This is a genomic window from Bradyrhizobium sp. CCBAU 11430, from assembly GCF_028128855.1.
Lineage (GTDB): Bacteria > Pseudomonadota > Alphaproteobacteria > Rhizobiales > Xanthobacteraceae > Bradyrhizobium > Bradyrhizobium ottawaense.
Map to the genome: position 1 here is coordinate 46,546 of NZ_LBJV01000005.1, position 18,453 is coordinate 64,998.

15 protein-coding genes, 1 tRNA gene and 1 pseudogene are annotated in these 18,453 nt (G+C 56.4%); 8 read left to right on the forward strand and 9 right to left on the reverse strand.

Annotation, left to right across the window (positions count from 1 at the left end; all coding sequences use genetic code 11):
* Nucleotides 1-348: 348 nt before the first annotated feature.
* The 6 genes from asnB to XI04_RS03120 form a co-directional block, all read right to left on the reverse strand.
* Nucleotides 349-2,241, reverse strand: coding sequence for an asparagine synthase (glutamine-hydrolyzing) (asnB, locus tag XI04_RS03095; protein WP_271623378.1), 1,893 nt, complete (start codon nt 2,239-2,241; stop codon nt 349-351).
* Between the two features lie 241 nt (nt 2,242-2,482).
* Nucleotides 2,483-3,268, reverse strand: a complete 786-nt coding sequence (locus XI04_RS03100; protein WP_271623379.1) for a formyltransferase family protein — start codon at nt 3,266-3,268, stop codon at nt 2,483-2,485.
* 33 nt (nt 3,269-3,301) lie between these two features.
* Nucleotides 3,302-3,913 (reverse strand): CDP-alcohol phosphatidyltransferase family protein, encoded by a 612-nt coding sequence (locus XI04_RS03105; protein ID WP_271623380.1) that lies wholly within the window; start codon nt 3,911-3,913, stop codon nt 3,302-3,304.
* Nucleotides 3,914-4,516: 603 nt separating this feature from the next.
* Nucleotides 4,517-5,674 (reverse strand): MFS transporter, encoded by a 1,158-nt coding sequence (locus XI04_RS03110; protein WP_271623381.1) that lies wholly within the window; start codon nt 5,672-5,674, stop codon nt 4,517-4,519.
* A 395-nt stretch (nt 5,675-6,069) separates the two neighbouring features.
* Nucleotides 6,070-7,617 (reverse strand): PLP-dependent transferase, encoded by a 1,548-nt coding sequence (locus tag XI04_RS03115; protein ID WP_271623382.1) that lies wholly within the window; start codon nt 7,615-7,617, stop codon nt 6,070-6,072.
* A gap of 1,417 nt (nt 7,618-9,034) precedes the next feature.
* The gene (locus XI04_RS03120) at nt 9,035-9,574 is read right to left on the reverse strand and encodes a hypothetical protein (RefSeq protein WP_271623383.1); all 540 of its coding nucleotides are present in this window, start codon (nt 9,572-9,574) and stop codon (nt 9,035-9,037) included.
* 742 nt (nt 9,575-10,316) lie between these two features.
* Between XI04_RS03120 and XI04_RS03125 the strand changes: the two genes are divergently transcribed.
* The 5 genes from XI04_RS03125 to XI04_RS03145 all read left to right on the forward strand — a co-directional run bounded on the left by XI04_RS03125 (nt 10,317) and on the right by XI04_RS03145 (nt 12,831).
* Nucleotides 10,317-10,709, forward strand: a complete 393-nt coding sequence (locus XI04_RS03125) for an avidin/streptavidin family protein (protein ID WP_271623384.1) — start codon at nt 10,317-10,319, stop codon at nt 10,707-10,709.
* Nucleotides 10,710-11,043: 334 nt separating this feature from the next.
* The gene (locus tag XI04_RS03130; protein ID WP_271623385.1) at nt 11,044-11,451 is read left to right on the forward strand and encodes a hypothetical protein; all 408 of its coding nucleotides are present in this window, start codon (nt 11,044-11,046) and stop codon (nt 11,449-11,451) included.
* Between the two features lie 110 nt (nt 11,452-11,561).
* Nucleotides 11,562-11,735 (forward strand): cold shock domain-containing protein, encoded by a 174-nt coding sequence (locus tag XI04_RS03135; RefSeq protein ID WP_333914823.1) that lies wholly within the window; start codon nt 11,562-11,564, stop codon nt 11,733-11,735.
* Nucleotides 11,736-12,297: 562 nt separating this feature from the next.
* A complete protein-coding gene (locus XI04_RS03140) occupies nt 12,298-12,501 on the forward strand; it encodes a helix-turn-helix domain-containing protein (RefSeq protein ID WP_271623387.1) in 204 nt (67 codons plus the stop codon).
* Between the two features lie 254 nt (nt 12,502-12,755).
* Nucleotides 12,756-12,831: transfer RNA gene (locus tag XI04_RS03145), tRNA-Ile, on the forward strand.
* Between the two features lie 191 nt (nt 12,832-13,022).
* Here the strand turns inward: XI04_RS03145 and XI04_RS03150 are convergent.
* Nucleotides 13,023-13,940, reverse strand: a pseudogene (locus XI04_RS03150) (site-specific integrase); the annotation flags it as partial.
* Nucleotides 13,941-14,006: 66 nt separating this feature from the next.
* On the opposite strand from XI04_RS03150, the gene XI04_RS03155 reads away from it, so the two are divergent.
* On the forward strand, nt 14,007-14,153 hold the full coding sequence (locus tag XI04_RS03155) for a hypothetical protein (RefSeq protein WP_271623388.1): 147 nt from the start codon (nt 14,007-14,009) through the stop codon (nt 14,151-14,153).
* A 279-nt stretch (nt 14,154-14,432) separates the two neighbouring features.
* Here XI04_RS03155 and XI04_RS03160 read toward each other — a convergent pair whose 3' ends face one another.
* Nucleotides 14,433-14,663 (reverse strand): hypothetical protein, encoded by a 231-nt coding sequence (locus XI04_RS03160; protein WP_271623389.1) that lies wholly within the window; start codon nt 14,661-14,663, stop codon nt 14,433-14,435.
* 453 nt (nt 14,664-15,116) lie between these two features.
* On the opposite strand from XI04_RS03160, the gene XI04_RS03165 reads away from it, so the two are divergent.
* On the forward strand, nt 15,117-16,373 hold the full coding sequence (locus XI04_RS03165; protein ID WP_271623390.1) for a DUF2939 domain-containing protein: 1,257 nt from the start codon (nt 15,117-15,119) through the stop codon (nt 16,371-16,373).
* A 7-nt stretch (nt 16,374-16,380) separates the two neighbouring features.
* Nucleotides 16,381-16,905 (forward strand): hypothetical protein, encoded by a 525-nt coding sequence (locus XI04_RS03170; protein WP_271623391.1) that lies wholly within the window; start codon nt 16,381-16,383, stop codon nt 16,903-16,905.
* Between the two features lie 517 nt (nt 16,906-17,422).
* Here the strand turns inward: XI04_RS03170 and XI04_RS03175 are convergent.
* Nucleotides 17,423-18,424 (reverse strand): ABC transporter substrate-binding protein, encoded by a 1,002-nt coding sequence (locus tag XI04_RS03175; protein ID WP_271499968.1) that lies wholly within the window; start codon nt 18,422-18,424, stop codon nt 17,423-17,425.
* Nucleotides 18,425-18,453 lie beyond the last annotated feature (29 nt).

Genomic DNA, 18,453 nt, shown 5'->3' on the forward strand with positions numbered 1-18,453 from the left:
CCGGTATACGCCGCGTCCGACAGTAGCATAACCAGCGATCAGGATGGCCGACCCTGCATTCCTACAGCGCGTTAGTCTCACATGGGTTTTCCGGAGGCACGAACGGTTAGGCCGCAATCATGGTCGACTACCTTCCACTCGTGTCTAAATGCATTAGGTCTAGTTCACCGCAGTCCCAGCTGCCCTCAGAACGCATCATGCGCACTGGATCGCACGATCGCGCGTCCACACATTCTCCATTTCGCCCTCTGGCATCCTCCCGCTCCGTACTGATCTGCTCGACGCTTACTGCTGATGAGTGCGGAATTCCGGATTGCCTTCGCCCCACGCATCCAATCCTACAAAGATCTATGAAGATAGTTCACGAAGGAAGACTTCTAGATTGCAGATCAACCAAAGTTGTTTTCCGAATCTATCGTTGGGCGCTTGAGAGTGGCGTGCATACCATCGTCGGAGAGCGCCAACATCGAGATAATCGGCGATCGCGGGACAGTCTTTGAAGATTAAATCTCGAAACGGCGCCGAGCTCTGGTCTGTCGCCCACTTACCTAACGGCAACGGAAACCCGAGCTTCTTTCTCGTGATCACGCTTGCGGGTATTCGATCTCTGTAAAGAGTGCGCAGAGCGGCCTTGGAAACGTCAAGCGTCTCGCTAAATTTCTCAATCGAAGTGAAGGCCGCCTGAAACGGGGCGAAGGCATGCTTCCAGCGCAGATGTTCGGAGAACGGCATGCGCAGAGCCAACGCAATGATACGATGGTCTGTGAAGGGCACTCGAGACTCCACCCCGGCTGCCATTGTGGTGTTGTCGACCATTTCCAGCAGCGCCGGCAAATGATGCCGTACAAAGAATTGCCTTATGCGCTCGACCGGACTGGCGCCGCCTGAATGGTAGGCGCTATTCATCCAATCGATCAAATCCGCATCGTGAACAATCTCCTTTCTCCATGTCGGTGTCCCCAGCTGCAGCTTCTCGGCTTGGGGAAAGTAAGTGTACCGCGCAAGAAAGAGGTCGAATTCGCTCGCCTTGAACTTGGGAAGGCCGATATGACGTCGCGCCGGGCGGCCAATGACGTCAGGCAAAGCGGCTAGCACTGCCTGTCGGCGAAGGTCGAAGGACAATCTGAAGATCCGGCTATATCCAAGGAATATCTCGTCGGCACCTTCGCCGGTCAGGAGAACCTTGTGAGAGTGGCCGACCGCCAGCGCGAGCAAATACATCGCCGCCTCGTTATGCATGCCGACTGGATGACCACGTAATGCGGTAAGGCGCTTAACGACATCCAGGCTAGTTGCCCCGGGCAGCCGAACCAAGACGTGGGCGAGCTTGAGGGATTTAGCGACCTCGACAGCATAGGCGCTTTCATCGTACTCATCATCGCATACGACCCCAGTAAAGCATGTCGGCTTTTGTGAAGATTGCCTTGAAAGCTCGAAGGCCAAGACACTGGAATCGAGCCCTCCGGAAAGCAGCGCAGCGACTGGGGTGTTGGCCTCCAAATGTTCCTTCACGGCGCTGCCGATCAACGTTTCGAGAGAACTGCAATCACCATTATCATCGATGCGCGCAGGATCCCACCAACGCGTATGCTCGTGCGATTGCGCTGTGATCTTCAGCCAGGTGCCAGGTTGCAGCTTTTGAATATCTGCAAACAGCGACCTCTCGCCGAAGACGGCACGGTAGGAGAGGAAGCTTGATAGCCCAACCGGATCGAGCTTTGAGCGGACTCTCGGCCAATGCAGGATGGCTGACGGCTGTGAGGCAAAGACAATTCCATTATCTGCGGAAGCGTAGTACAACGGCTTAATTCCGAGCCGATCTCTGACGAGGAACGCTGTGCCGGTCTTTTGGTCGTGGATTGCGAAAGCAAACATTCCCCGCAGACGTTTGACGCTATCAATTCCCCAACAAGCAAATGCCTTGCAAATTACCTCCGTATCCGACTCTGTGCGAAAGCGGTATCCGAGCCTGAGCAAGTCCCGCCTTAGGTCTCGGTAATTGTAGATCTCGCCATTGTAAGTGACTGCCAGGCCGAGCTCATCATCGAGGAACGGTTGATTTGACCGAGGGTCCGGATCGATGATAGAGAGCCTGCGATGCGCGAAGGCAAACGAGGACGTCACGCAACTGCCACTTGCGTCGGGCCCGCGGTGGGCGAGCCTCTGAACGCAACGCGCGAGGTTCCGTTCGGTCACTGATTTATCGGTAATCCGTCCGATAAATCCGCAAATTCCACACACAGCTAGCCCTCCTCATATGCGCTAGGCCGGCTCCCAGGCGGTCGGGTCGCCGGCCCGCTGGCACCCCTCCATAGGCCGGATGCTCCAAAAAGGCCCTCCAGAGCTAGGATCACGGTCAGGTCGCCGAGCGGCAGTGTGCCGGCAACAGACTGGCCTCCGTTGACCTCCTCGAATAGCGCGATCTCAAACAATCCGGATTACCTGCCGCGGCGCGCGCCAAGTCGAACCTGACGCTTGGAGGCTAGACACCACGGATGAGCGTCCGAACCTCGTTGGTCAGGACTCGTTCCACGAGCCAGTTCGGAGGCTCGATACGTGGTGGAAGATATAGCGCGCGGTAGAGCCGATCGAGTTCTTCGGCGCTGCGTGGAACGTCCGACGAATCCAAAAGTGCGGTCATCATGCGCATGGGATAGAAGCAGGGCTTGCGCTTATCTTGCGCGATCAACACGTCTTGGGAGCGACGGGTAGCCGATCCGTCCAACAAACGCAGCCACACCTGGCAGAACAGCGCGTAGCCATAAAGTTGGGCTCTGGCATCTAAAGAAAGAGCTGTCTCTGAAGGCAGCACGGGGAATTGCAACTCGCCGATAATATCGCCCCTGTCCACTCGCTCCGACAGATAGTGGACAGTGACCCCGAAGCTCTTCTCGCCATTGAGTATGGCATGCGTCCGCGCAAAGCTGCCGCGATATTCAGGGAGCGGGCCTGGATGAAGATTAATGCCTCCTCGCTCAAAGCCTGCGAGGATTCGGGCAGGGAAGATCTTGTTCCACATGACACTGACGAGAAATTTTCCGAGAGGAGGAACATCGTCTATCGACTCGAAGAACGGTATCCCGAAGCGATCTGCGACTTGCCAAAGCTCCTCACTGGTTTCATGCCGCCACCATGTTTTCTCGTACCGGGAAGCGCCGAGAATGCCCGCGATGTGGTCTTTGCCGCAGGTCTCGATGACAAACAGAAGACAGCGGGTCGCAAGTCCCCTGGTTCCGGCAAATACCACGCCATCAATTAAGCTCGACATTTCTTAGCCTTATCGCGTTCTAGGCGACACCGCTTATGCGCCCGTTCTACTCGCAATCAGCAGTCCGGCGGACCCGGTGACCGCTACGCAGATGGTGATGACATGCACAAGAGTGCCTGAGGCTTTGATCTTGAACGGGGCGATGTGGAGCAGCGATAGCGGTACAAAGACAGCAGGAAGAACGATGCCCAACTCAAGCGGCGCGATCGTGTGGTCAATTAGCAAGATCGCCGCAAGCACTGGCAGAGCGTAGGAGAGAGGTAGACCGGTCGAATAGCCGCGATCGTCTAATCCGAAATAGTCGAAATATGCCAGGCGAAGAGCCCCGATCAATATCATGAAGGCTGTGAATACCGCAGATGCTGGCAAATCGATGAAAGATGCGATGACAGTTGCCGGGATGACTGATCCAAAGATGAGGTCCGAGAACGCATCGAGAGATTTACCAATGGCTTTGGTGGCCGCTGTACGATTCTTGGTGCGCCGGGCAATTTCGCCGTCCACATCATCTGCGATAATGGCCCAGAGTCCGAGCGCTATTCCTGCCTCCTGGTGCCCTCTCACTACTAGCCCCATCGCTGCACCAGAACAGAGGATCCCCAGGGCAGTAACGGCGTTTGCCCGGTCAGCTAGGAAGGCGATCATCGGACCTCAATATTGTTGTTTCTGCCGAAGGCGATCGCAATCACGCCCCTGCCGCCGCTTGCGTAACGCAACTACGCTTAATTGGGCGAGGTCCGCCAGGTTCGCAAACTGCCAGTCCTAGTAGGCGCGCTTAATGGTTCCTCGAGCTAGAACAGCCGCCGCGCGAAGTTGAGACGAGACGACTGCGAGCATCGGCTAGCTTGGCCCTTCTCCTATACAGGCGGAAATTCAAAGGCTCCAAAGCACCGTCACCGCGCGGATCACTCCCTGCCTCGTCCTAGGCAAAGCCGCAACACGCTGCGGAACGCCCCACCGATGGTGGCGTCAATCGCGATGGCCAAATCAACGTGCCCCTCCTCAGCCTGCGCTTCGGTCATTCGAGTGCGGCTTGCGGCGCCTGGGTCTGCCCACGGTGGTCGCTCCAGTCGGCTCGCGCAGCGACTCCCGGATCTTGCACAGCACAGCTCTGCCGGATCGCGGCGACCTCGGCTGGCGACCTAAACTTGTTAGGCATGCGATTTCTCCATCGAAGATGCCTCCTATAATTGTTTACTATCCGGTCAAGTCTAGGTCGCGCTCACTCTGAGGTGGAAACACACTTCTTCAACGGCTCGGCTCTCGTTTTGATCGAGCGCTCACAAATGCGAATGAAAGCGTGCTTCCTATTGCGCAGAGAGCTAGAGATGCCAATGCGAGCACGATACCATAGTTGCTTTGGATTAAACTGAAGAAGAACGGCGCAAATGACGCCGTAGCCAATCGGAACGTCGTGATCAACCCGACACGTGTTCCGTACCCGTCCGGCCCGAAGAGTGAGAGCGGCAAGCTTCCACGACAGATGCTATTTAGACCAGAGCTAAACCCAAAGAAGGCAATGAAGGTTAGAATTCCGACGAGCGTGTGAGACGCCAACATAATGACGAATGTAGCAGCCGAGAGCATAACACATGAGAGCATGGTGAGCTGAATTGGGGATATTCTCTCGGTAAACGAAGCTGCAAATAGCCGTACCGCCACCTGGGACGGGCCGAAGAGCGTCGAAACCAACGCTGTCCGCTTGATATCTAAACCGGTCGACGAAAGGATTGGGATCATCTGGCCGAGAAGTGCTGAGAAAACAAAGGTCGTTAGCGAAAAGCCGACCGATACCAAGACAAGATCGATCAGCTTGGAAAAGGAGCGGGCTTGCGGCCCATGGACTTTGTGTTGACGTCCAAGTGTCACGGGGAACCCGCGGAGAACGAAGTGGATTAAAGGAAGGGCGAGAAGAACATTGCAACCTCCATAGATCCAACAGACCTGCCTCCAGGATATCGAAGCGAGCAACAGCGAGGTCAGCGGCCAAAACAGCGTTGACGAGAAAGCCACGATCAATGTCAATAGAGCAATTTGCCCTTTGGCATGAACCGCATCTCGCTGAACCAAAAACACGAATGCGGCCTCGTAAAAGAGAAAGGCCGACGCAAGTTGCATGCCGAATAGGGCTATCGCGAAAACGACCGCATTCCAAGATATTGCTGCAATTCCCAGACTAGCACCTCCAGCGAATGAGGCGAATCTCATGGTTTTGCCTGCGCCGTATCGGTCCATGAGCCGACCGGCAATCAGCGACATCAGCGCACTGGCAAACAACGCCAAGGAGAAGCAAGCGAGTATCCACTCCTCTGTGACGGCGAGGTCACGGGAAGCCTCTTTTGCGATGGCCCCTACGCAATAATAAAGTGTGCCGTAGCTGATAATTCCTGCAGCACCCAGTGCCACAACGATCAGCCTATCATCCTCCCAGAGGCGTCGTGATCTTCTCGGTTCCGGTCGCATATGCCGAGTGTCTCACCTAATGCGGCTCACCTGAGCAAAGAAGACTCTGTTTGCAGCCACTTTCGTCCGAGTCCAGCCATGGTCATGGTACGAAGTATGTGGCAAGCCGATTTTCAAAGCGTTTGATCGGGTTAACCGTGACGCCTCAGCCGGTCTTGATGTAACCGTCCACACTAAGCACCTATCAAGCGGCCGGCATGCACTTGGATTTGCAGGGGGCCAAATACGCCTCAATCAGCTTGGCCAGGCCGTCAAGACTAAGCGAGCATGGACATGGCTGATTTACTGTCCACCATGATTCTCCGCAGTTTGCTCGGACCTACCTAAAAGGCCGCTGCCTAGCCACACCTTGTACATCTTACACTATCGGCGTGATTTGTTCGGGTACGCTCAGCGCGCCAAGTCGCTTGTCCGAACTGCCGCCTAAAGGTAATGCCGCTGTACTTGGGTGCGGATGCACCCAAGTGAACAATGCCCGTCAGGCTGCCATCGCGAAGCGTTCCTTCGAACTCATAGTCTAAGGCCAAGGGGTCTCCCGGCAATTGTGAAAACAGCTTCAATTTCGATCCAATTATGTCGCCTCGGCAGCTACCCGAAACCTCGGCGCCAATGTGCGTGCCCGCAACATCTTGGTGATCCTGTAGTAGCGTGAACGCATGGACAGCGCTGCCGTGAAGAAAGTCGATAAAGACTTGCCATGCTCCCGCTAGCTCCTCGAAAGCACCCTCTGGTGGTGCCGCTGGTGCTAACGGCGGTTCTGCAATGGCATGAACGATTGAACGGCCAACGATCTCGGCTTCAACTTTGGTCAGATTGGTCGGATCGACTACGATCCGTTGGGGGCCTTGCCAACAGTCGTGCAACACAATGCGTGGCCGGGCAATGGCCAGCTTTTTGGTGATCAGGTTGGCGTTCACTGAGAACGTCCTAACGTCCCAAGCAACCGCTATTCGTGGATTGCAGAACGCAGAGTCCGGTTCCAGCTCTTGGACATAAAGGCCAGGTACGCTCAAAAATTCCCGCTTCATTATCGAAATACACTCGCGCCATCTTTCCATCGCACGAGCAGCCCCTCCCTTTACCCATTGCTCCAACGCGACATAAGCGCCAATGATCTCGTCTTTACCAACCTTCATTGACCGACCAAACGACTGGCCAGGAGGCCCATTTAGATACGCCGCTCTGCACAATCTTTCCGAGCCGAGTAGGAAACCGGTAGATTGCGGTCCGCTGATATACTTCCCGCCTGAATGAATCAGCAGATCGGCACCGTTTTGAAGCCAAACGTTTGGAAACTTGGGCGCCTGTCCGGCCGCGTCCACGATCAGCGGAATTCCCAGTTGTTTGGAGCGCAGCGCGATTTGTTCGAACGATAACGCCGACTTCGGAATATCCGAGGCAACAAGGCATATTGCTGCGATCTTCTCAATTTGAAGCTGATCCAGGTCTGAGGCACGGCCGATCGGAAGCACCATACAACCGACTGCTCGAATTGCATGTTCGTAAGCCATTCGCTGATCAGCAGCGACGACCACCATCTTCTCGCCTCGTAACGGGAGCTTCAGCATCTTTTCTGGATTGTTACCAGCTACGCAAGCAGCGACCGCCTGGCTTACTGCTGCGGCACTTCCAGCGGTCACGAGCCCCCATTCGGCACCGGCGAGCGCCGCCAATTTCCGTCCGATCGCTTCCGCTAGTTCATCCAGAACGACAAAGCCCTGACCCGACGCTTCCATTGCGGCGACTACAGGTCGGGTTGGATTGCATCCGCCGTAGGATGTACGCACGCCGGTGCAGTTAATGATCGGCTCAATGCCAAGGTCGCGGAACACTTGACCTGCGACGGGGCTGACATGCGCAACATCGCATTCAATATCCAAGCTCATGCAGGCACCTCCTGTAAGGCTTTAGGGAAGAGCCGATGCGGATTGCATTTCTGACGTCAGGGCACCGCCCGGGCGCGCACAAACTCTCGAGCCTGCTAGACCAGTACTCGCCGCACATAAAAAGCGGCTGGAGCCAGCCTTCAAAATATTCTTCCCGAAGTCGGCTCGCCCATAGGTTCGAGGTCGCGAGCTCTGCCATCCCCGGCATCCAATAGCATGCAATTTGAAGCATGCGATTTGACGGAGGCCCGTCATTCCGCTTTCCCTCCTCCGTACTCCCCATGAGGGTAACCGAAACATAATTCCAGCCGGCAACGCCTGCCGCACCGCAAGGAAAGCATCAAAACTCGTGCCACTTCGCTGATTGCGCCAGGCCCTCGTTTATTGCGTTTCCGTCGGTTCGGCTCTGCGAACCCGTTCCAACACCAGGGTCACGAACCCAACAAACCCGACAAAGGATGGTATCGTTCTTTTTACCGTTACCCGCTTTTGCCATTCTGATGATTTGAGCGTGAGTGCGTCATGTTGAGGCGCATTCGGCGTTGACGAGGTAGTTGGCGCATCCCGGGGGGCGTGAAACAGTCCAGCAAGACACCCGTGCGCGTCTACGCCGCGTTTACGGTTCGACGGCCTTTCGGAGCCGGGTCTTGAGCTTGGCGGAGATTTGCTCGATTGGAATGAGCTCGGGCTGTGGGGCGACAGGAAGAACAGCTTTGCGCCTTCCGGTCGGATGTCGCGCCGCGCTATCTTTCCCTGGTGGCCGAGATTGTTGATGACGACAGTGTCGCCGGGCAGGAGGGATGGCACCAACACCTTTTCGACATAGGCCAGGACGCTTCGCCCTTGATCGGCCCTTCGATCACACCGGGAGCCCTGATGCGACCCCACGTTCGCGCGCTTTCTCTGGAATGCTCATAGGCAACAGTGTCGTACCAATTGGGGGGAACGACATCCACAGGTCGCGCCAGCGTGCCTCCGGAAGTCGCGATCACCTTTCCGCCAAAGGTATCCACTTCGGCAGCTGGAAAGCTTGCCGGCAGAATTCTCGCGATCTCCGGATCATTTCCTGATCAAAGCGGGCTCCCTGACAGCCATATTGATGCAGGTCGCTCTCGGTCAATATCAGCTGCAAGGAATGCTTTAACGAGGCCGTGGAGACACGCAGTCGCTTATCGATGCGTCCAACACGCGTATTGAGCTCGGTTGAGCAGGGTCACAGAGTCCGCCGTCGGTGCTTCAGACGCGTTGAGGAAAACATGGTCCAGCCGGTACCGACGGCAACGCCATTCGTCGGACTGCTGGTTGAAGCAGCCCTCGACCTTTTGATCTCTCGAACTCAAGAGACGCAGAAAAATCGACTGAGGCTCGGCCGACCGGCCGGAAGGCTGAAACGCCCGCGACAACACTATGGAGTGTATCAACGCTGGTCGGAGCCGGGATCAGCAATTAGCGGCGCACCCCCGACCGAGATTGGGCCTTCTGACTTAGCGGGCTGGGCCATTCTCTTCACCGGCCTCGATACAGGGCGGGCTGCTGGTGGAGAAGGAGCCTCAGGCACAGATGTAGGGACCGGTGAATTCTGCAAAGACTCGATCTTGGCCGTCAATGCCTCGATCTGGTCCGCCATCCGCTTCAAATCGGCTTGCTGCGCACCCATGTTGCGATTGAGCTCTGCAATTCCATCACTTGCCTTCTCAATTTCATCACTTGCCTTCTGTTGTCCCAATCGGATCTCCCAGAGAGCTTCCTTTTCTTCGTGTGACAAGCCTGTCATCTGAGCAGCTTCACGGGCCGATGACGTCCCGGAAAGCGTCTCGACGCTAGTCCAATAATAGGCACCTCCAGCGCACAGGCCAATGGAGACGGCCAAAAGCACGAGGATCCAAGAAAAGCGCCTTGAAAGCCTGTGCAAGTCGGGCGGCAACGCCGAGGCGTTCGCTTGATCAATCACATCCATGTCCAGTTCCTATTGGCTTTTCTCGTTGACGCCATACCGGCCAACCGTCAAGTGGTACGGTCGGCGACAGCACCTCTTTGCGCAATATTGCCAGTGCTCAAGCTCAGTTCACGACGTGCTCCGCGAGCCAGCGCTACCTTGCTGCTGTTACGGCCACTTCCTTGCCGTTGAAACTCCAAGAATTGGCGGGGTTAAGTGAGCACTAACACACCAAGATGACGGATGACTTTCCTCGGGACTCCCACGATCTCTCCCCGAGGAGTGCTCCATTGTAAACGCAGACCTTCTTATGGCTTTGCCGATCCAGCGGCGAAAACGGATGGATACGGGGGCTTAACGCACCTAGCGAGCTGATGCGAGGTCGGTCGAAGTCAGCCGGTTGCTTGCGAGACGCCGGCAGACCTTCAAACTTGCTTTCCAGCAAATCGACGCGCAATTGGCGAAGGCGCGAGAACCGATGTCGCTCTCGTCGTCTGGGTCCCGCATCGCGCCGACCATTTCGGCGACCGGGAGCGCTCGCCTCACATCAAAGTAGCTGAGCATCGGCTTACCGAGGGGACGCCGCGACCACTCTTCGGGAGACTCAGGCCGTAGAGCGCCGGAATCCGGCGCGACTTCGGGTATATGCGCCGCATTCCACTGCCGAATGCAGGACAAGGCAGCGAACGTCACCTCAAGTTGTACCAAACTACACGATCTATGTTGCTACCCTTACGCGACTTACTTGCTTCGAGGTTTGAATATGAAGAGACTTCTAGGACTTTTGCTGCTTGCCCAATGCTTCGTGGTATCGAGCGAGGCCACGGCGCAGGGTCTTCCCGCTCCTTCATTCTGGAAGAATGAACGGGGTTCAGAACTGTTCGTTTTCTCCGCCACCAGCGGGGCAATACAAGGAACTTTCACAAACCACGCTCACGGTTTTGCGTGCCAAGGCATCCCCTATCCCGCATCGGGAGCCGTTACTCCCAGGGGGTTGTATTTTGTTGTCACTTTTGCCCAGTGTAATTCCTTTACCCGCTGGGTTGGCAAACTTAATGGCTCCAAAATGCCAACGTCATGGACGCTGTTCTACGTTGACCAGAACGGCAAGCCCAGCAAGTTGAAGGGCGCGGATACATTCACGCGCGTATGGTAGTCTCACTGTTCTTGCAACGTCGCGACCTTCGATTGGCGCTCCCGCGTTTGGCTGGTCGCTGGGAGACGTTGAGGTTTGGCTTTCGTAAAGCTCTGGGCTGTCCAGCGTCACTCAGCTTGGATGCTTGGCAGCCCAATATTTCGGCGTAGCCGATGAATACGATCAACAGGCCCGTTCCCGCATTCGAAACGGCAGTTTAAGCTTGCGCCCACACTGTGCGACGTTCCGCGCGTTAGCATTACTCTTCATGTTCTTGTTTTGAAACGGAGCGCGGGCTCAGCAGGGGGGCCGCTAATATATACGGCGTTCGTGTTGCGGCGTTTGGTTGACGGATGTGAGTTTTCAGCTCTCCATACTTAAAATTCTCGCCGGCCAACCGGAGGGCCGCGCCAGTCTCGCCGTCCTGAAGAATTACCTGACAGTGTTCTACACCAGCGGTCCGGAGTGGACGGCTCGCATGAAGCGACTGGCCGAGCGGGCACCAGGTCTCAATATTTTCGGGCAGAAATTTGTTGAGCGAGATTCCGGGCACTGGATCATAACAGAAGGGGGACGCGCCTTTCTTGCTTCGCTCGAACGGGCGGTCATGACGACCACTCAGGAGCGAGCGCTCGATGACACGATCGAGAAGCCTCTCGCAAGTAAACTTCCCGCGTCTCCTCTGACGTCGGGACGACGCAATGCCAGTCGCCGACATCGCCGCTGCAATTGGTCGTCCCGGCGCGAACGCCACTCCCCATAGCCCGCAAAGCGGATTGCGATTGTCACGTGCCCCCCAGGTAAGGAACGATCGGGCGCAAACAACAGCTACATCGCGGTCATTTAACTGGAGATAATGACGTGGCGGCTGGCATGGCAAAGTGGTTTAACGCGGCGAATGGCTACGGTATCATCAAGCCTGGTCATGGCGGAGTCGACTCATTCGTGCAAATCAGGGCGGTTGAGAAGGCCGGCTACGCCGTTCTTGCGGAGGGGACCCGGATCGCCTTCGAGCTCAGGACAACAGCTCAGGCAAAGTGCCCGTAGAAGAGTCTGCGCGTTGGATGATTTTAGCCCTTCAGCTGCGGCGGGGAACTCTCCCTGCATCCCCTGAGCTCGGCCCGCGTGAAGTCCATCTCAAGCATCTGCCACGTTCCGCGGGCCTTACAGACCATGCCATTGGCGCGACCAAAAACACCAGATCGCATATTTGCGCTGAGTTTTCAGGTTTCGCCGATCCTGCATCTTGTTCGAAGAGACGATGAGAGACGCCGCGCCCGTGCGAGGCTGGCTAGTACCCGGGCTCGAAGCGCGCAATTCTGCGCGGTCCATCCCAGAGTTCTACAGGATCGTCCTGGAGCAGGTCCTCAGCACGTGCCTTGGCCTCGTCCTCGGTGGCACAAACTAAACCAATCGTCAGAATGATTTCGCCCTCGATTGTGAGGACTACCGCCCGAAATGTTTTCATCGACCGGAATTACACCTGTTCGTCGTCTCTTCCTATCCTTTTGTGTTCAGAGCCTGTGATTTTGCAAACAAACGCGATGGGGCTACGAACAGCGCGTCGATTCGGCACGGCTACCGCAGGCGTATTTTAGCGAGGTATCGCATGCAAATCATCAGACTGCTGCCATCGCTGATTACCTTTGGCCTGACTGTTGAAGCAGTTTCACGTGCAGTGGCGCAATTGCGTAGTGCCGGCGTGCTCGATTTGATCGGCAATACTCAACGCGAGATCATGATTGTAGATCGGCAGCAGCTCGCGAGTTTTTGGCCTACAAAACTAGATCGTGGTGCGGGCGTGCAAGCCTAGCGAGCGGCGATGAAGGCCGGCACAGCGACCACGGTGTTTTGGTCAGGTTCGATACCGGACGGATGGGATATCGGATTGGCATGGCATGGTGAGGCGGTGCCGGCGCTTGTGCCGAGGACGACGAGAAGCCCACCTGGTCAGTCAGCCTGTTCGCGTGCCTCGATCAGCCCTTTCTTTGGCGTTGCCAGAATGCCTGCCACCCTATAAAGGAGCCCGCGCACCGTTCGGGCCGCTTTCAGTGGTCGCCGGCGGCGGGGCCCGTAGCTCAATGGTAAGAGCCGGCCGCTCATAACGGTCTGGTTGCAGGTTCGAGTCCTGCCGGGCCCACCACTGATTTCAAGGGCTTGGCCCGGCTTTCCACGCTTGGCCTTTTCGTCAACCAACGAAACAACCAATCCTACGTTCTTTGTTGGGGCCGAATGCGTTCCGATAGCGTTCGCTGCTCCGCGCAAGTGGTCGGGATGATGATGGCCGTAGGTTTCCCGAAGCGTCTTCTCGCTCATTCCGAGAAAGCCCGCAGCCTCCCACAAGGGCGCCCCACGCTGCATCAGCCAAGTCGCTGCTGTGTGGCGCAGGGTATGCGGCGTGACGTTGCCTGCGCTCACGTCAAGGCCAGCAATCCGCACTCCGGAAGCGAAGCCGGTTTTCACCGACGCCACCGGCTTACCATTCCATTCCACGAAGTGGGTCTGTGCAATGCCGAGGCGCGTCCATCGTCGAAGATGGGCAAGAAGCCTGCCGGGCAAAGGCACGGGCGGCTGACGTTTGGTGCTCGCCCGCTTGCCGATCGCCAAGCGGTTGAAAATCCCGCTTTCGAGGTCAACGAATGATTTCCCTGCGGCCCGAAATGGAGAAGCCGTGGCTATGGCACCGGCACGCGTACCGGTATAGAGGCCGATCAGCGTGAACCGTGCGACGTGTCTCAACGGTCGCTTATCCGTCGCGATTTTTTGACCCTTAAAAGGCCCTACGTGAACCGTCTGCGCTTCACGATATCGCCAGCAGGCCCAAACAAATTTGGCAGCCTCGTTACGAGACAGCCATCGTTCCCGAGGCAGCCCCTTCTCAGGCAGCACGACTCGGACGATGCCGCGGTGAAATCCTTCTTTGGCGTGATGATTAATCGCGGCTCGTAGGTCTTCCAAGTCTCGCCGTGAGCCGCCGCTGTTACCACGCCACTTCGTATAGGCCCGACAATTCGCACCATTCACCTCAGAAAGCGTCTTGCCGCCCCACCATTTGTTTAGGCGCGCTATTCGTTCGTCGAATTTTACTTTGTTTGCCTGCGTCTCGCGGCGGTCGTCATCGTAGATCGAAAGCACATCAGCAATATCGATTTCCTCAATATCCTTGAGGCGGCGCACTGGAGCATACTTCTCGCCGATGTACGCGGCTACCAACGCCGCGCCGTTGCCATGTTGACCGTAACCACGCCACATTGAAAGCAAGCCGTCATCATTTTCGGGCCGGTGCTCAGCAAGGCAAAAAATGTAGGTATCGAACGCTTGCTGCTCGTCGAAGTGCTGGAAGTATCGGAAATAGGCTTTCTGAAGGATGTCGGCGCGCGCGTCACCATCACCCGCTCTCTTAAGATGATCGACATTAGAGAAAAATCGCGTGCCTACGCTCAAACCGAAGCGCATTTCTTGTAGATCGTTCATGAACAGAGGATTCGAGAACCATATTTCGCCAGATTTTAGAATGCTCTCCATCACCTGAAGCGACGTATAGTGCGCAAGCAGTGGCCGGACGTTGTCCGACGTGTGCGCGCTCGAAAGCGCATCGAACAAGGGCGCGAATCTCGCAGCAATATTCTGGTCATCCAAAAGCGAAACGTTTTCGTCGGACACGGCATCGCCTTCCATCGTTGGCTATCTCCAACAATTATAAGCGATTCGTTCCCTATGCGCGGCCCTCAGGAAGACATCGATCTACGGCGCGAACTCAATAACTTCGTCAGTATCACCACCGTCGTCCAAGCGGTCGAAAGCCTTGTCTACCGCGTGCCTGTCCCAGATCGCGCGGCCGCAGAATCGCTTAGGTTTTGGCATGTCTCCGGCTATGACCATCCTGTCCCACATCGCGTGCGACGCCCCGATGTAGGCTGCCGCGCCAAAGCGCGACAGCCCACGCGGCCAGTTCGGTAACATGCGTTCAGCCATTTGCGCTTTCGCTATAGACCACACCACTGAATTCGATCCTGAATGACTCGGTAGGCTGTTCACGCCGTTGGCTAGCTCGCACTTCAAAAACTATGTTTCCTGCCGCGAGACACTCGCCGTCCCTTATGTGCATGTCGGCGGCCTGTTGATCTATTCGATCGACTCTAACTAGGTCCGCGAGAAGCTCCCTGTTGGCAGCCAGTTGTCCTTCGATGATGCTTTGCATTTCTCAATCTCCTCATGCCGGAATCGGCTGAGAGCAGTTTGCGATGCTCAATAATCCTCTACAACTATAAAGGCGCTCCGATTCCAGCTAATTACGTCGAGTTGCGGCCGGTTCTGTAGCCTTTATCGGTACAGACGCCCTCGCGCAGACGCCTCGCGCTCGTAGAAGCCCGTACTTGCCTTCCCGCGCAAGTTGCGAAACAATCGTCTCCGCTGGGGAGCATTTTCATGTCAGATATTGCACCGCCAACGCCTAAGCGTTGGTATGTCGACGTAGATTCTAAAGTCTATGGCCCATACGACGAATCCGCTATCTCGCAGATGGTGGAGCGGGGCCAAATATTGCCGGGCGACCTCGTTGCCCCCGAAGGTTCTTCGCATTGGATTGAAGCAAAGAGCGATGCCGTCTTGCGCCGTTTGCTTGCTAGGCAGCCAACACGCACGGACTCTGCTGAACCGCCAGTGCGCCGCAAGCGCAAGCGATGGGTGGGCAAGCTGATTGCGGCGCTTAGCCTAGCGGCCATCGTTTGGATTGCTTGGCCCTACTATGCGGTACTGACCTTGATGCAAGCGGCCCGCGACGGCGACGTCTCAACGCTTGAGAAGCGCGTCGACTGGAACGCATTTCGTCAAGGGCTGCGTGGCGACCTGAACGCGCAGCTCTTGCAAAACGTGAGAAGCAAAAACGCGAACGACGCAATGGCCAACGGCTTGGCCGCGGTGCTTGGCCCAGCCGTGATAAACCAAATGATCGATGGCTATGTCACTCCCCAAGCCATCGCCGCACTAGCCAAGTCAGAAAACGACAAGTCCCGTTCGGGCAAGAAAACCCCCGAAGGAATTGACAAATCGGCCAACCTTATTCGTCAAGTCCAATGGGATCAGATCAAATACGCTTTCTTCGCGGGAAGTCCTTTTAGCTTCAGGGTCGACATACTCCCGAAGAATGATTCATCCATTCAGACGCCCATTGGATTCGAGTTTAATTGGAGTAGCGATTGGCGGCTTACCCGGATGATCCTACCAAGTGACGTATTCAAACCTGACGGCCGAATTGCAAGCGGAGCGAAAACTGCATCAGACTCGTCGCTGCCGTCACCGCCCCCCACCGCGGGCGAGCCGTCCCCGATCGAAATTTCAATGCAGTCTAAGCGCTTCAAGCCTGCCGACGTTAGAAACAACGACTACGAAGCAGCAATTGTGTTTGAGTTGTCCATCGTCAACAAGTCTACCAAGGCAGTCCGCGCCTTCGACGGATTACTTACTTTTTCCGACCTTCTCGACAACGAGGTTCTCTCTACAAAGCTCGCCATCAATGACGCTATAAACAGCGGCTCCACTTACAGCTGGACCGGGCAACTAAAGTACAACCAATACATGGACGACCATAACAGATTCAAAAACGAACAGCTCGCGAACATAAAAACGCGCTTCGAAGTAAGGAAGATATTGTTCGCGGACGGCACCTCGAAGACGTACCCGTAGCAACGCCATGGCTGAGCAAACAGAGATGGACTCAAACCTCGACGAACTCCACCAAGCGATGGGGGAGTTTCTAACTGAGTGTTCAAACCTAGAAAACGTTCTGATCACGATGATGATGTTCTGTCAGAACAAGCGACACTTCACAGAAGTATACCTCGATATGTTGAATGAAACGTTTGGGACGCGCATCAAAGAATTCAAGAAGTCCATCCAGAGCTATGCATTCTCGCCAGAACATCGGGCCGCGCTCGACACCGCGACGCAAGCGCTAGATGATCTTCTTCCGCGCCGAAATATGATAGTGCATGGCAGCACTTATCAAGTTGGATTTGCCGGGGCGCCTCCGGAAGCATACCGAGTCGGTATCCCCAAGGGCGATCCTGACTTCCTGAACGAGTTTATGAAGCAATCTGGCAACGTCGAACATTCATTTCCAGTGGCGAGAGTCAGGCAGGCCACTGCCGATTGTAAATCCATTTCGGCTATGATCACCCCAATAACCAATCACCTCGTACAGCTAGTCGCCAACTAAGAACAGCCCGTGCGATCGTTGCCTAACTTGGATATCGAAGCCTCGGTTGGCGGTTAACTTCCCACCTCAGTGAGGCGGTTTACCTTCGATCATGGTGGGTTGCGACGCCCCCTTAGGAACGTACCCATTAACCGCAGCCACGACGTTCCGAAGACTCTCAACCGCCGCACCGGCTTGCCGAGTCTGCTGCGCGTTCTCAATCATGAGCGCGGGCAACCACCTATCTGCGCAATCGAAAGTGTCAACCGGCTGGCCCGTGTTTGGGTGCGACCCGGTGCGAGGCTAAAAATCCTCGCCATGGGTCGCGGTGAGCGCGTCATCCCCGCGCTCGCCGCCAATACGAAACGGACCACATAGCCAGTCGGGTTCTGTTACGGACAGCCAAAGAGCGTGCAAAATGGATTCGGGGCGCCAGGGATGGTAAGCCGTTATGTATTCGGAAGCGGACATTCCGGCTAACGTTCAGCAGGTCAGCTTTGGGCCAATTCCGGACTCGTGCAACGCAGCAGAGGCGTCTCTATTCGATCACCTCGTCGGCGCGGGCGAGCAGCATCGGCGGGACCGTGATGCCCAGCGCCTTCGCGGCCTTGAGATTGATGACCAACTCGAATTTGGTCGGCTGCATAACCGGCAAGTCGGCGGCCTTAGCGCCCTGAAGAATTCTGCCGGTATAAAGTCCAACCTGCCGGTACGCGTCGGCCAGGCTGATCCCGTAGCTCATCAGGCCGCCGGCCACGGCAAACTCTCGGAACTCGTAGATTGCGGGAATGGCGTAGCGCGCTGCCAGTGTGACAATCCGCTGGCGGTGAGCGTTGAAGAACGGATCGGCCGCGACAAGGAGAGCGTCGGCATCGAGCTCGGCCAAGATCGCGAAGGCCCTGTCAATCTCCGGCTCGTTGTGTGCCCTTAGAACGTGAATTTTCCGCGTGAGGCTTTGCGCGGCCGTCTTCGCTTCCGTCAACTGGCTGTCGGCGCCGGGGGTGCCCGGATTGACCAGCATGGCGATGGTTGCGGCGTTTGGCACCAATTCGTGCAGCAGGTCCAGCCGCTTGGCTTCCAAAGAGTTGGTCATCACATGAACGCCGGTGGCGTTTCCGCCGGGTCGGTTCAGGCTGACAACGAGGCCCAGCTCGACAGGATCAGTGGCTGAGGAAAACACAATCGGAATTGTGGTGGTCGCACCCTTTGCGGCTAGCGCCGAGGCGCCACCGCCGGTCGCAACAATCACCGCAACCTGACGCCGGGCCAGATCGGCAGCTAGCGCCGGCAAGCGATCATTGTGATTCTCGGCCCAGCGATATTCGATAACTAGGTTGTGGCTTTCGATAAACCCGGCTTCCTTCAGGCCGTCGCGGAACGCGGCTACGGGGCGGGCGATCGCACCGGGCGACAAGTTGTTGAGAAATCCAATGACCGGTGTGGCCGGCTGCTGCGCGCGTATCGAGAGCGGCGCGACGACGATGGCCGCTCCTATCAAACCTATAAAACACCGGCACCCAATCATGATCGCTCCGATCATGTCATTTCCGATTTCGGCAGCGCGCGACT

What these genes read in the sequence shown, in the direction of transcription:
- XI04_RS03100 (WP_271623379.1), bottom strand. Translation starts at nt 3,268, where the DNA reads ATGTCGAGCTTAATTGATGGCGTGGTATTTGCCGGAACCAGGGGACTT.
- XI04_RS03105 (WP_271623380.1), bottom strand. Translation starts at nt 3,913, where the DNA reads ATGATCGCCTTCCTAGCTGACCGGGCAAACGCCGTTACTGCCCTGGGG.
- XI04_RS03115 (WP_271623382.1), bottom strand. Translation starts at nt 7,617, where the DNA reads ATGAGCTTGGATATTGAATGCGATGTTGCGCATGTCAGCCCCGTCGCA.
- XI04_RS03120 (WP_271623383.1), bottom strand. Translation starts at nt 9,574, where the DNA reads ATGGATGTGATTGATCAAGCGAACGCCTCGGCGTTGCCGCCCGACTTG.
- XI04_RS03125 (WP_271623384.1), top strand. Translation starts at nt 10,317, where the DNA reads ATGAAGAGACTTCTAGGACTTTTGCTGCTTGCCCAATGCTTCGTGGTA.
- XI04_RS03135 (WP_333914823.1), top strand. Translation starts at nt 11,562, where the DNA reads ATGGCAAAGTGGTTTAACGCGGCGAATGGCTACGGTATCATCAAGCCT.
- XI04_RS03140 (WP_271623387.1), top strand. Translation starts at nt 12,298, where the DNA reads ATGCAAATCATCAGACTGCTGCCATCGCTGATTACCTTTGGCCTGACT.
- XI04_RS03160 (WP_271623389.1), bottom strand. Translation starts at nt 14,663, where the DNA reads ATGGCTGAACGCATGTTACCGAACTGGCCGCGTGGGCTGTCGCGCTTT.
- XI04_RS03165 (WP_271623390.1), top strand. Translation starts at nt 15,117, where the DNA reads ATGTCAGATATTGCACCGCCAACGCCTAAGCGTTGGTATGTCGACGTA.
- XI04_RS03170 (WP_271623391.1), top strand. Translation starts at nt 16,381, where the DNA reads ATGGCTGAGCAAACAGAGATGGACTCAAACCTCGACGAACTCCACCAA.
- XI04_RS03175 (WP_271499968.1), bottom strand. Translation starts at nt 18,424, where the DNA reads ATGATCGGAGCGATCATGATTGGGTGCCGGTGTTTTATAGGTTTGATA.